The organism is Bacillus sp. FSL L8-0099 (assembly GCF_038006385.1).
Classification (GTDB): domain Bacteria; phylum Bacillota; class Bacilli; order Bacillales; family Bacillaceae_G; genus Bacillus_A; species Bacillus_A toyonensis.
The window spans coordinates 4,338,954-4,352,075 of the sequence record NZ_JBBOVC010000001.1 but is presented as its reverse complement, the minus strand read 5'-3'; the positions used below and the strand labels follow the sequence as shown (position 1 = coordinate 4,352,075).

Here is a 13,122-nt window from a genome sequence, read left to right as displayed (position 1 = left end):
AAGTATTTCTAATTATTTTTTGTAATAGAAAATGAATTAAGACTCATTTCATGATAAAATGAAAGAAAATTCAGTTTATTATTAGGGGGATAAAAATGAGTATAAAAGTTGGGGAAGTATTTAAATATGAAAGAAGATTTACTGAGGAAGAAGTTTTCGAATTTGCAAATATTACAGGTGATAAAGGGAGACATCATATGGAATATGATGAGAATGGCCGATTAATGGTTCATGGTTTATTGACTGCTAGCATTGGAACGAAAGTAGGCGAAGAGTTACATTACATAGCAAGAGAATTAGTAAGTGAGTTTATTAGACCAGTTTTTACAGGGGATACGATTACTTGTGAATTAACTTTAACAAATATAGAGCAAATGGAAGGGTATAAAAAAGTTTCAATCGAATCAGTTTATCGCAATCAACATGAAAAGACGGTGCTAGTTGGGACAAGTTACGGGATTATACGAGAATAAAAAAGAAGCCTGTTTGAAGCAGGCTTCTTTTTTATTGATTAGTAAACGCGTTTTCGATTCTCCGCATGACTAGAGATAAGTAATAGTGCGGATTCTTTTCCTACATTACGAACAATATGTGGAACGCATGCATTCCAAGAGAAAGAATCACCTTCTTCTACAATTGCAATATCTTCACCATGTTGAACTTCTAGCTTTCCGCGTAATAAAAGATGACACTCTTCACCTTCATGGGCATTTGGTGAGTTTTCTTTCGGAAACCCGGCAGGAATTTCTACGAGATTCAGGCGAAGGCCACCTTGCTCCGCAACATGTTCAATTCTTTGCTCATCTTTGCCGTATACACTGTATTTTCGTTCTTCTTTTTTAACAATTTTCAATCGATCTTTTTGTTCTAACAATAAATAGGGAAGGGGAACGTTTAAAAAATTTGAGATCGTTTCTAACGTTGAGATAGATGGTGATGTTTTATTATTTTCAACCTGACTCATAAAGCCTTTAGAAAGACCTGTTCCTTCACAAATTTTTGCAATTGTTATGCCTCTACGTTGACGAATTTCACGTATTGCAGAACCAATATTCATAAAATCAAGCTCCTTTTTGTAAACAACTATTTGTATCATAGCAAAAAAAATATATTTTTTCCCAATGAAAATGAATTGACGAATAAAAAAAATTAGTGTATGTTTTGTAATGTGAATAAAAGTTTTATATAAGAAAACTATAAAGGAGAGAAAGAAATGAATCAACATATTGGTAACTTAATTATTCGTATCGTGTTAGGGGTAACGTTCTTTATGCACGGTTTAACAAAATTCCAATCAGGAATTGACAATATTGCAGGGTGGTTTACAAGCATTGGTTTACCAGGAGGACTGGCATACGGTGTAGCAACATTTGAATTAGTTGGAGGCCTATTATTAATTCTAGGTTTAGGTGTAAGATATATTGGATTATTATTTGCACTTGTTATGGTTGGGGCAATCGTAAAAGTGAAATGGTCAGCTGGTTTATTGGGAGATGGAAAAAATCCTGGTTTCGAATTAGAACTTGCATTATTAGCAATGGGTGCATACTTATTTGTTGCAAAAGCTGATGGTTTTGTAGATAATTTCTTAAAAGAAAAAATGTCAAAGAAGAACTAATTTAAATGGGGGGGCTAACAAGATGAGTTTTCAACTTCATCCCGATACAACACTTGATGTTGTTCATTTATACGTATCTAATGTAAAGAAATCACTAGAGTTTTATACGGAAGTACTAAGTATGAAGGTGCTAAAAGAAGAAGAAGCAGTCGTTACATTTGGGAATGAAAATGATGAACCACTTCTTATCATTGAAGAAAAGAAAGAAGCTTTTCCGAAGCAAAGAGCAAGAACAGGGTTATATCATTACGCAATTTTATTACCAAGTAGGCAGGATTTAGCGAATGTTCTTCGTCATCTTGTAGAGATGGTATATCCACTACATGGTGGAGCCGATCATTACTTTAGTGAAGCTCTTTATTTAGCTGATCCAGATGGAAATGGGATTGAAATTTATCATGATCGACAAAAAGAAGTTTGGCGTGATGAGAATGGAGAACTCCCATTTGTTAGTAACCCGTTAGCTGGTGAAGAATTATTACAGCAAGGAAGTACATGGAATGGATTTCCAGCTGGTACTGTGATGGGGCATATTCATTTCCATGTAGCTGATTTAGAGGAAGCGAAACGTTTCTATGTTGATGGTCTTGGTTTTGAAATAACGATCCCAGCTCGTAATGGAGCGTTGTTCGTATCAGCAGGTGGTTATCATCATCATATCGGTTTAAATACGTGGCAAGGTGAAGGGGTACCACCGCAAATGCCAGGTTCTGTTGGTTTGAAATATTTCACAATTGTACTAGCGGATGAAAAACAAAAAGAGCAAGTATGTGAAAGCTTAAAAAATATTGGCAAAATTGCTACGTACAAAGATGGAATATTACAAGTCGAGGATCCATTTGGACATTGTATCCATTTCAAAATAAAAAGAGAAGCCTAAAAAGGCTTCTCTTTTTTTATTTTCTTATAATTGCATTTTCGTTTTGTAAAAATAGTTCATCAAATTGTTTTGCAAGCTCAAAATCTAGTTTCGTTAAACCTTTTGCATTCCAAGATGACAAAGTAATAATAACTGCTTTATACTGGATAAGGATAAATGGATGGTGATTATGTTCTTCTGATAGTTTGGCGGCTTCAGAGACAAATTCGACTCCTTTTAAGTAGTCGGAAAACATATATTTTCGTTCAATCCATTTCTCATCTTTTACCATCCATTTATCTACCTTCAATAACTCCTCGCGAACTTCTTCTTCAGTTAATCTTAGCATCATTTCTCACACCCTTTACTGGAAGTAACGTAAGACCATTGTTAATAAGGCGTGTTACAGCTTCGTCAGTTGTGAAAGTAGAAAGTTGATGTAGTAATGCTGCAGATGTTTCATGCCCTTTGTTATGCTCTAAAAGTAATTCTAATATTTCAAGGCGAAGCAGCCATTCTTTCGCATAAAATGTATTTAATACTTCTTGAATTGCTACTAATTGATCGATATGCGCGTCGTGTAAAATCCCCTCACTTCGAATATCTCGAACTGTTTGATACATACGTTCAAGTTCATTCAGTACAAGTGGAGCAGGAATTTCTTGAACTTCTTCATCCATTGGGAAAAATGCTGCTGCATCTGCGGCACCTGGGAATACTGAAGTGATTTGTGAGCCAACAGCCATATCAAATGCGCCCCATGAAGCATCAAATAGTAAACGATCTTTATAAGTAACTGTACAATCTATAAACGAGATAAGGGCAATTTTATTATCATTCTTTACAATATCAGTTACTGTTCCTTTTACATGAATGTCACTTGCAAAAGTAAAATCTGCGCTGTTTCCAATTGTAATGCCTAATGAATGTAACTTTTCTTCTGTACAATCTTCTAGTGCGATATTACCATTTAGTAATCCGATCGGTGTCCCGAATCCATCACTGTGTACAGAGGTAGAATGATTTGCCAACTGCTTATTATGAATTGCTAATGCAGTTGGAGAGCTTGTTCGCATGTAAATGACTTCGCCGGCATCATTTTTAATTGTTTCTGTAAATGTGCCCGTAATTTGTAATCCGCTACTTAACTCAGTTGTGGCATGATTTTCGGAGTGAATTGCTTTTTCTAATCCTTCTGTGCCACCTGTTTTGAATGCCATCGTTTCAGAGAACGTCTCAAGCGCCTCAGTTAACTCTTCAAATGATTGACAAACAAATAGCTGTGGTTGCATTTTTGTCACATCATAAGTTGTCCCTGTGCAAGCTTCAATTGAGAAAGGAACTTTTTCTACAGCATCTGTTAAGCAATGTTTGCTTTCGCCGACAGAGGAAAGAAGACCAGCACCGTAAATTTTTGGATCGTCAATATTTCCAATTAATCCGTACTCCACTGTCCACCAGAAAAGACGTGAAATTTGTTCAGCTTCTGATAAACCAGAAACTAAGTTTTGTTTTTCAATTACAGCATTTTCAGCAGCCTTAACTTCATCAGGAGTAGAAGTAGGGCTTTCTTTGACAATCGTTAATGTACGAACAGCTTCAAATGCATCATGTTCTTCTTTTGTAGAGAAAGCTTTTGCACCAATTTGCCCAAAACGTTTCACATATTTTGCATATGTAGGATCAAGTAAAATCGGTGCGTGTCCTGCCGCTTCGTGTACAATATCTGGAGCTGGTGTGTACTCGATATTTTCTACTTTACGAATATCTGTTGCAATTGGTAGTAATCCGTTCCCCTGAAAATCGAAAAATGCGACGCCAGGAATAAGGCCATCAATTGTTACAGCTCCCCAGCCGCTTGGTGCTAAGCATTCATTCATTTCTTCTACCTTTGGAATTGCATCTATATTAATACCAGATGATTGTAGTCCATTCACATAGGCTGGATGGGCAACGTCTTTTAAGAAGCTATGATTTTGTCTCATAATGTAACGCCACACAGCGTGATTCACCGGTGTGTATTGATCATAATGTTGTGTGGATACGAATGGTTTTAAATGCGATGGGATTTCTATTTTCTTTGTCATTTAGACATCCTCCTTGTTTTCTATAAAATTGAATATGAGTTTCGTATAGCTTATATCACCCCCTTTCAAATTGTAAGCGCTTATAAAATTTTATCATAAGATTCGGAATTATTTAACATTTGTTTCTTTGAGAAATAGAAAAAGCCCCTATCGGAACATCCGATAGGGGCGAAAGAATCGCGGTACCACCCTATTTGTAAGTGAAAATACACTTACATCTCAATTCATGATAACGGAAAAACTCCGTCTTTTCCTTCATGCATAAAAGCACTACGAAAAAGAAGCTCCAGAATTGTAATTCGTACTTATATATGTGCTAATTTCCACCGACCACTAGCTCTCTGTAACAGGGATATAATATACTACTGCGATTCTTTCAATGCGTATATATGAAGTTGTATAAAAGGGAAGGACGCAAAAAAGCCCCTATCGGAAAATCCGATAGGGACGATAAAAATCGCGGTACCACCCTAATTGTAAACATAAAAATTGTTTACCACTCACTTTAAGATAACGGAAAGATCCGTCTTCCTCTTCATGCACTATGTGCACTACGGGAAAGAAGCTCCAGAATTGTAATTCACGCTTGTATATGTACTGATTTACACCAACCATCAGTTCTCTAAGACAGGGATATAAGTCGCTACTAGTATTCCTTCAAAGCCGATATATAATTCGTTCAACTAAACTATGTTTCGTATTATAAAACTATTTTTAAAAGATTGTCAACAATAATTTAATTATTTTACTTCTAAATCAACATTCAAATTAGATGTATTTCCAGCGGCATCAGTTGCTACAATGTGAATTGTATTCTTTCCTTGCTGTAATTGACTACGATCGAAATAAATTTCGTAGTTTTTCTCCCAATGGTTCAGGAATGCATTTTCCCATGTACCATTCCCGTTAATTTCATATTGTATCGTGACAGGATGCCCTGGAGCAACCCATCCGGATTCTGTCATCCAATCTAACAGTATATCAGTTACTTTCCCTCTAATTATGAGATTTTCTTGATCAACTTCGTGTGTTAATTTAGGTGCAGTGCGGTCGACAAACACAGCCCCTGTTTGTTTCGTTTCTCCACCAGAATTAGAAGCAACAGCTTCAATTTGGTATAAGCCGTCAGGCAGAGGGGATCCACCAACTTTTGTACCATTCCATTTGAAAGATTTATAACCTGGTGTTTCATTTTTACCTTGATAAACGATACCTTGATAGGTTACTCGGTCTTTCGTAATTAAATTAGCGTGAAACGTTACATCCTCAACGGGTGTAACTAAATAGTAATTGATAAGGTTGTCATCTAGTATTTGGTCATTATTTGGACTGAAAGTAGAATTAACAATTTCAAGGCCATCAATACGTTTGTATTCTTTTGGATCAATGCTAAATGTAAATGGAATACGTATTTCTTCTGTCTTACCTTGTTCTTTTACATATACATTCCCTGTATATACACCTTGTGGCAAAGAACTATCCACAGTAATGGTAAAAGGTTTTTCTATGTTACTATTCGGTTTTACGCTCACAGAAGAAGCGAAAGAAGTTTGAACTTTCGTTTTTGTATCTAATAGTTCAATGCGAGTTGAAAAGTTTTTCTTTTTGCTAGAAAGATTTTGTAATGTAATATTTTGTGTTAATTTTACTTTTCCGCTATTTGGTTTAATTAGACCGAAACTTACATTGTTTGGTGTAACTAATGCGTCCGCTTTTACTGCTTTTGGAATATTAATTAAGCCCGATCCTTGTGTCATAACAGGATATGTGTTTTCATTTACGTCTTTTAATGTTTCGGCTGTATTGGCAAGAGATGATTTTAATTGTTCTGTCGTCCAATCAGGATGCATTTGACGTAATAGAGCAACGGCTCCAGCTACTTGCGGCGCAGCCATACTTGTCCCATTGTGAGATTCATAGCCACCTCTTGGTACTGTACTTGTAATTTGTACGCCAGGTGCAACAACATCAGGCTTTATAAGCCAACTTCCTTGTGATGGTCCCCTTGAACTAAAATTACCAATAAGTTCTGTTTGTTTTGGTTGTCCAATTTTTATATTTTTCTTTCGTTTTGTAATTAAATTTTTCAACTCTTCGCCATTCGTATTGGATAGCTGCATAACAGGAAGAGCTACTTCTTCACGACCAAAATATTCTGGCATAATATTAATTTCTTTTTCGTTAGAAATTAGTAGCACGCCGAGAGCGCCAGCTTGTTTTGCTTGTTCTGCTTTTACTAACGTGCTCGAAGTCCCTTGTAAGACAAGCGCGAACTTACCTTTTACATCTTGTTTAGCGTAATCACTTGGATTACCGTATCCAACATATACAAGCTGGGCATCGTTTCCTACTTGGAAATCCGATTTTGATAACGGTAATCCTTGGTAAGATTTATTGGAACCAGCTACTTGGAATGTTGGAAATGGAATAGAAACTGTAGATGCTCCAACAGAGATGACACTACTTGCATTCCCAGGTGCATCTACAGACCAAGGTTTGGGTCCATCATTTCCATTTGATACGACCGCAGTAACACCAAGTTTCGCCGCACGTTCTAGCGTCATTGTTACAGGTTGATCGGGTACATTTAAATCTTGACCAAGAGATAGATTTAAAACATCGGCACCATCTTGAATAGCATGCTCAATACCTTGAATAATATCTTCGGTTGTACCAGTACCCCCATCATTCATGACACGGTAAGCAAGTATAGAGGCATTTGGAGCAATCCCTTTTATTTTTCCATTACCAGCGATAATTCCAGCAACATGAGTACCGTGTACGTTTCCGTCCATCGGATCATTATCTTCATCGACTGTATCATAGCCGCCGATATAATTTGCTTTTAAATCAGGGTGTGTATAGTCTACACCTGAATCGATAATAGCGACTTTCATTCCTTTTCCATCAAGTGGTTTGCCAGTCGGATCTTTTGAATTCCAAGCTTCAGGCGCACCAACTGTCGGTCCTCCAATATTTGGTGTTTCTTGATTAGCCGGACTTTTTGACGTTTCATGTAATTTGTATGTTAAGTTTGGATAAATTGCTTTTACTTCAGGTAAAGAAGCTAGAGCGGTAATTTGATCCCCTGGAATAGAGATAGAAAACCCAGAAAATAACGTACTATACGTTTCTTTTATCGTTGCTTTCGGTGCTTTTTCTTTTATTTTCTTAGTAGTATCTTCTTGTGCTTTTTTTAGTTGCGCATGATAAGACTGGGCATTATTATTTTGTAAATCTGGAGCATGTTGAATGTTACTTTGTGAAGCGAGTGGAGCATGTTGCAATTCTACAATGACAGATATTTCTTTTGATGTTTTTGTTTCAACATTTTGCGCAATTTTATTTTCTCCCCATTGTGTAATGTTTGCTTTTAACTGTGGACTAAATTGCTTCTCTTTTTGCAGTGATTCAGCATGGGCGCTTAAAGCTCCAAAACTGGAAAAGACGAGCGCCATACTCAGTAGTGTAGATGTAGTTTTTTTCATAGAAACTCCCCCTGATAAAAAGTGCTAATATTCCGAAAAATAATCTTACAAATTTATCTCAAATTACATAATCGGATGTTAGATAAACTATATTTTCGACATAATTCATACCAATCCTCTATGAATTTAAAATTTCTTGGGAAATTTTTTCTGATTATGTCGAATAGGTATTTTTTACATATTGTAGGTGGACATTGAGGAATGCTATGAGGGAAATGGAGGGGTATTATGAAACGGTTCATAGTAAGCGTTGGTACAATGTTAGTCTTATTTTTATGTTCAATCATTAATAGTAGCGCAGAAAATAATGAAGCGAAAATTGCTTTTATTCGTCATCATGACCTCTGGATTAAAGTTGAGGGGAAAGAGAAACAACTTACAAAAGGAGAGTATATAACAGGGCCAAAGTGGTCTCATGATGGAGAGTGGCTGGCATATGTAAAAGGAAAGAAAGAAGGTAGTCTTGAGTTATATCGGCTGAAAGATGGAAAGAAAGTTACGCCGTTTCACTCAGAAGCATCGAATTATCAATGGTCACCAACAGAAAATATAATTGCATTTATATTTACAGGTACATTAAATACATTTGATGTAGAAAAAAAGAATACAGATTTTGAAAATGTATCGGCAGGTGTAGGAGATTATGCATGGTATCCTGATGGAAAGAAGTTTTTTGTATCATCTGAAGCACATTTACTTCCAACAGGGTGGACAGGAGCCCAGCTATATGAAGTACAAAAAGATGCACATATGAATCCTCATAAAATGAAGCATTTGTATGCATTACCAAATGAACATGATGATTTCCTAGCATTAGTTGCAAGTGGCTTTCAGTGGTCGCCAGATCAAAAGTGGATTTCATTTTTAGCAGTACCGACAGCTTCATGGTCAGCTGATAGCAATACGCTTTGCTTAGTTCGTGCAGATGGTAGTCGTTTTGAAAAGGTAGATCAAATGTTATTAAACACACAATGGTTCAAATGGGCGCCAGCCAACAATATATTGGCCTATATTGAAGGAAGCGGGAGAGTTGCGTTAGAGAATAAACATTTAAAAGTAAAAGAATTGCCAGCACTTCAACAGAACACATTTACACCGAAAGGATATGTCGATTGGGATTTTACATGGAAGAATGATAACGTAATTATCGTTTCACGAGCAAAAGAGGCGGGGATAGAAACTCCACCAGAAAAAAGACCACTACCATCTTTATATGAAATCGATAGTACAAGCGACGAACAACATCGAATCACAAAGCCACCTCATAGGCAAGGAGATTATCATCCGCTCTTCATGAATAAGAGTAATCAATTAATATGGATACGTTCAGACCGTAAGAAAGCGGATGTATGGCTTGCTCATAAAGATGGAAAGCATGAAATGAAGTGGATTGAAAATATAGATGTACCAGAGTGGTATTATGAGAAATGGAATTGGGAAAATGTTATCTCGGTGAAAGAAGAATAAAAAACCTGCCTAAAAGATAATTTTAGGCAGGTTTTTTATTGTTATTTATGTGTTTTATTTGGCTTCTTTTTCGCTGGGTTTCCGTTCCCCTGACGTTTTCTATTTTGTTCATCTTTTGCTTGTTTTTCATGCAGTGTATCTAAAAAATCATTCGAGTTACTCATTTTTCTATCGCTCCTTTCATTTCGTCCTAATTACTATAACCATTTAGGAGGATAATCATGAGATAAAAAGTTAAGCGCTTAATTTTCTTCGGTAGTATATGTAAAAGATGCCATACGTAATAAATAGCATAAATAAAATTTGTAACTCTATATTTTCTTTTAAAATAGTTGCGATAGAAGATGGTAAGTAAGGTGATGTATTGTTTGTTTCTACACCTAACCATTTGTTTAAGAGGTTAATGGTACAAAACATAAAAACACCGGACCAGCTTGCAATAATTGCTTTCTGTTTAATTTTTGTTTCTCGTTCATCATCTGTAATCCAAGGATTAGCAGTTTTATCACTACTAAAAAATCCGTTTATATATCCCCATATAATCATTCCAATTAAGATGGTTATCCATTTCATATTTATAATTCCCCTCTTCCTTGTAAAAAGTATTTTACATATGCAATTGTAATATTTTCCTGTTATTTATGTCAAATACTTTTTACATATTGTTTTTTTATAGCAGGAATAATGAATGAGATAGGGAAGAAATTATGTTGAAGGATTTCATGGAGAGAGGAGGATGGGTATGAAACTCGTCTTTGTTCGGCACGGTGAAGGAGAACATACAAAGGATTTGCCGGCAAGTTTACAAATGTTGAATCCATCATTAACGGATGAGGGAAGGAATCAGGCTGGATTCATTCAATTCAATGTACCATTACAGAAAACAGATATATTAATCGCTAGCCCTACACTTAGAACTTTACAAACGGCGGCGATATGGAGTGAGAAAGTAGCTTGTCAAAAAATCGTTCATCCATATGCATCCCCACGTATTTTTCCTTATCGAGAAGGAGCGAAAACATTACCATGTGATCACATAGTAGATCAAGGAATAATAACAAATTTATTTCCACATTTTTCGATTGCGAAAAGTACAAATAAGCAGTTATGGACGGAAGGTATAAATACTATTTCAGAGAATCGTTTTCAGCAAATAGTAGATGAATTTCTTCTTTGGTGTTATGAGCTGGGGGGCGGAAAGAATTTGCATTGTATCTCACGACGGGACAATTACAGCGTATCGGCAATATTTACAGAAAGTCGTTTTAACTAGATCTGATTTTTTGAAAGAAACGGGTATATATAAAATGGATGTATCCCTTAATAGTTTGATTGAGGAGATCTAATTATAGGATGGAGGGTGTATGTTGAATGTTGCACTAGTAGTTGGCTTTAATTCTGATTTAGAGGCACAATCAATCCGAGCATCGCTTGAATATTTTGGGGCAAGAGTTGTGACATATTGGATTGGTAGGCCGAATGATTTCGTGGAAATTCTTTCTGGAAAGAACTTATATAACGATATCAATTATGTTGTTTTTTGCTTTCATGGTGAGGAAGGAAAGTTTGTCATGGAAGAGTTAGGTGAAGATATTTACGAACAAGATGAACCGAGAGGGAACTTTGGAGCGAAAGAAATTTATAAATATGCAAAATTGCATAATACACATATTGTAAATAGTGGGTGCACGTTAGGGGAGGGGAAATTAGCAGAATCATTTTTATATAGTGGCGCGAAATCGTATATTGGGTCGATAGATTACGTAGATGGGAATGCAGCGCTTATGTTTACAATACGCTTATTTTACAGTGTTATTAACCATGACAAAACGTTAGAAGAAGCCTTTCAAGAAGCGAGATTAATTGATGAAGAGACCGATACTTTTCGATTATATAAGTAGTGCGAGACGTGTTTATTTAAATATAGAATAAACACGTTTCACATTTAGCACACATTTTTTTTACAATTTTTTCAATGAAAATGATTATCACCTGTGGTATGATATGTTCAAGTTTTTATAGGTAATAAAAGTTACTATATAAACGTTAGTTTTTAATGTTTAATATGTATGACACAAATTATTCATAATTAACGTTTGAAAAATAAGTAACTAATGTTATTATATTATCTGTAACTGACTTAATTACACCTTTAGGAGGAAGATATGGTTATTCAATTTTTAAGAGAAAACAAAGCAGTTTCTTTTGTATTAGCAGTAATTCGAGTATATCTTGGTTACACATGGTTAATGGCTGGAATTGGTAAACTACAAGGAAAAGGATTCGATGCAACGGGTTATTTACAAGGTGCAATTGAAAAATCTAAAGGAGCACAACCGGCTGTTCAATCTTGGTGGGCATCATTTTTACAAGAATTTGCAATTCCAAATGTAGATTTGTTTAATACACTTGTAACATGGGGAGAAATTTTAGTTGGAATTGGTTTAATTGTAGGCTGTTTAACAAAAACAGCGGTCTTTTTTGGCCTTGTAATGAACTTTTCCTATATGTTTAGTGGGTCAATCGGTGTGAACCCTGAGATGGTTATCTTATCTATGTTTGTTCTTGTTTCCGGTATGAACGCTGGGAAATTTGGAATGGATGGTTTCATTATCCCGAAAGTATTGGGATCAAAAACTCAAAAACGTCAAAAGCAAGCTGCTTAATATATGAAAACGGGTATCTCAAAATGAGATACCCGTTTATGTTATTTTTCAAATTGGATCGGATTATTGTTAAAGAAGTCTTTTACATACCCTACAAATTCTTGTGGTTCTTGGCGAAATGGTGCGTGATAACCTTTTTCAATAATATGTAAAGTGCTGTTTGTTAAGAATTGGTGATACGTTTCTCCTTCTTTCCAAGAAACGCTACTATCATTTCTTCCCCATATAATTAAAGTTGGTTGTTTCATTTCATTTGCATTGATTTTAAGTCGTCTAGGCCATAACTTCATTTTATTATAATGCTCTTCATCATTACGCTTGAATTTCACTTTGCTCTCATCATAATCTGCAATTGAAGAAACGGCACTTAAATCAGTCGACAACTGTGGCTTTGGTGATCCTTGTTTATGAACGAATGTATGAGGGCCACCTGTAGCGTCAGTTAAAATAAGGTGGGTAACCGCTTCAGGGTATAAATATGTTAAATTAAGAGAAATTTCTCCACCCATCGAATGCCCTAATATTGCGAATGAATCATACCCTAGTTTTTTCATTAACTTATAATACAAATTTGCATGAGTTGGGAAAGAATAATAAAAATCCATCGGCTTAGATGAACGCCCGAATCCTAAAGCATCTACAGAAATAATCGTATGATCTTTTGCTAAATCGGAATAAATCTTTTGGAAACCATCTGATGATCCTCCAAATCCATGGATCATAAGTAAAGGTGGTTTTTCATTACCGATTTTTTTAAAGTAAATCGTTTGACCGTCTATTTCTACCATTTTTTCCTCGGTAGCTAGTTTTGCTGTAATTGTATTTTTAACTTGTTTTACTTGTTCTACTGGCTTTTCTGCTGCACTACATCCTACTAATAGTGTAAGAGTAAGACAACCTACCATAAAATAGCTAAACTGCTTCAATTAGTTGTCTC

At 35.6% G+C, this 13,122-nt stretch carries 13 protein-coding genes, 1 pseudogene and 2 other annotated features; of the genes and pseudogenes, 7 read left to right on the top strand and 7 right to left on the bottom strand.

Annotated elements, in window-relative coordinates:
* Nucleotides 1-95 precede the first annotated feature (95 nt).
* The gene (locus MHH42_RS22125; RefSeq protein ID WP_000025016.1) at nucleotides 96-473 is read left to right on the top strand and encodes a MaoC/PaaZ C-terminal domain-containing protein; all 378 of its coding nucleotides are present in this window, start codon (nucleotides 96-98) and stop codon (nucleotides 471-473) included.
* Nucleotides 474-511: 38 nt separating this feature from the next.
* Here MHH42_RS22125 and MHH42_RS22120 read toward each other — a convergent pair whose 3' ends face one another.
* Nucleotides 512-1,057: a helix-turn-helix domain-containing protein gene (locus MHH42_RS22120; RefSeq protein WP_340894125.1), complete on the bottom strand. Its 546-nt coding sequence runs from the start codon at nucleotides 1,055-1,057 to the stop codon at nucleotides 512-514.
* A gap of 156 nt (nucleotides 1,058-1,213) precedes the next feature.
* Here MHH42_RS22120 and MHH42_RS22115 point away from each other — a divergent pair, with 156 nt between their 5' ends.
* Both MHH42_RS22115 and MHH42_RS22110 read left to right on the top strand, forming a co-directional pair.
* Entirely contained in the window at nucleotides 1,214-1,618 is a 405-nt protein-coding gene (locus tag MHH42_RS22115) for a DoxX family protein (protein ID WP_001071553.1), read from the top strand.
* Nucleotides 1,619-1,640: 22 nt separating this feature from the next.
* The gene (locus tag MHH42_RS22110) at nucleotides 1,641-2,498 is read left to right on the top strand and encodes a VOC family protein (RefSeq protein ID WP_000009832.1); all 858 of its coding nucleotides are present in this window, start codon (nucleotides 1,641-1,643) and stop codon (nucleotides 2,496-2,498) included.
* 16 nt (nucleotides 2,499-2,514) lie between these two features.
* Here the strand turns inward: MHH42_RS22110 and MHH42_RS22105 are convergent, their stop codons facing one another.
* The 3 genes from MHH42_RS22105 to MHH42_RS22095 form a co-directional block, all read right to left on the bottom strand.
* Complete coding sequence (locus tag MHH42_RS22105; protein WP_000979552.1) at nucleotides 2,515-2,829, bottom strand: 4a-hydroxytetrahydrobiopterin dehydratase; 315 nt, start codon at nucleotides 2,827-2,829, stop codon at nucleotides 2,515-2,517.
* Entirely contained in the window at nucleotides 2,810-4,564 is a 1,755-nt protein-coding gene (locus tag MHH42_RS22100; RefSeq protein WP_000162268.1) for an aromatic amino acid hydroxylase, read from the bottom strand. Before MHH42_RS22100 ends, MHH42_RS22105 begins: the two co-directional genes overlap by 20 nt.
* A 161-nt stretch (nucleotides 4,565-4,725) precedes the next feature.
* Nucleotides 4,726-4,953: a binding site (T-box leader), on the bottom strand.
* A gap of 51 nt (nucleotides 4,954-5,004) precedes the next feature.
* Nucleotides 5,005-5,234, bottom strand: a binding site (T-box leader).
* Nucleotides 5,235-5,304: 70 nt separating this feature from the next.
* Nucleotides 5,305-8,052 (bottom strand): S8 family serine peptidase, encoded by a 2,748-nt coding sequence (locus MHH42_RS22095; RefSeq protein ID WP_070189716.1) that lies wholly within the window; start codon nucleotides 8,050-8,052, stop codon nucleotides 5,305-5,307.
* 228 nt (nucleotides 8,053-8,280) lie between these two features.
* Here MHH42_RS22095 and MHH42_RS22090 point away from each other — a divergent pair, with 228 nt between their 5' ends.
* A complete protein-coding gene (locus MHH42_RS22090; RefSeq protein ID WP_000819442.1) occupies nucleotides 8,281-9,519 on the top strand; it encodes an eIF2A-related protein in 1,239 nt (412 codons plus the stop codon).
* A 41-nt stretch (nucleotides 9,520-9,560) separates the two neighbouring features.
* Here MHH42_RS22090 and MHH42_RS22085 read toward each other — a convergent pair whose 3' ends face one another.
* Together MHH42_RS22085 and MHH42_RS22080 are read right to left on the bottom strand one after the other, a co-directional pair.
* Nucleotides 9,561-9,683: a DUF4023 domain-containing protein gene (locus MHH42_RS22085; protein WP_000071861.1), complete on the bottom strand. Its 123-nt coding sequence runs from the start codon at nucleotides 9,681-9,683 to the stop codon at nucleotides 9,561-9,563.
* Between the two features lie 70 nt (nucleotides 9,684-9,753).
* The gene (locus MHH42_RS22080; protein WP_000871278.1) at nucleotides 9,754-10,092 is read right to left on the bottom strand and encodes a hypothetical protein; all 339 of its coding nucleotides are present in this window, start codon (nucleotides 10,090-10,092) and stop codon (nucleotides 9,754-9,756) included.
* A 169-nt stretch (nucleotides 10,093-10,261) separates the two neighbouring features.
* Here MHH42_RS22080 and MHH42_RS22075 point away from each other — a divergent pair.
* The 3 genes and pseudogenes from MHH42_RS22075 to MHH42_RS22065 all read left to right on the top strand — a co-directional run bounded on the left by MHH42_RS22075 (nucleotide 10,262) and on the right by MHH42_RS22065 (nucleotide 12,185).
* Nucleotides 10,262-10,865 (top strand): annotated as a pseudogene (locus MHH42_RS22075) (histidine phosphatase family protein).
* Nucleotides 10,866-10,883: 18 nt separating this feature from the next.
* Nucleotides 10,884-11,420 (top strand): hypothetical protein, encoded by a 537-nt coding sequence (locus MHH42_RS22070; protein WP_000935637.1) that lies wholly within the window; start codon nucleotides 10,884-10,886, stop codon nucleotides 11,418-11,420.
* Nucleotides 11,421-11,684: 264 nt separating this feature from the next.
* Nucleotides 11,685-12,185, top strand: coding sequence for a DoxX family protein (locus MHH42_RS22065; protein ID WP_000236610.1), 501 nt, complete (start codon nucleotides 11,685-11,687; stop codon nucleotides 12,183-12,185).
* Between the two features lie 41 nt (nucleotides 12,186-12,226).
* On the opposite strand, the gene MHH42_RS22060 is transcribed toward MHH42_RS22065, so the two are convergent.
* Nucleotides 12,227-13,111, bottom strand: coding sequence for an alpha/beta fold hydrolase (locus MHH42_RS22060; RefSeq protein WP_000808868.1), 885 nt, complete (start codon nucleotides 13,109-13,111; stop codon nucleotides 12,227-12,229).
* Between the last annotated feature and the right edge of the window lie 11 nt (nucleotides 13,112-13,122).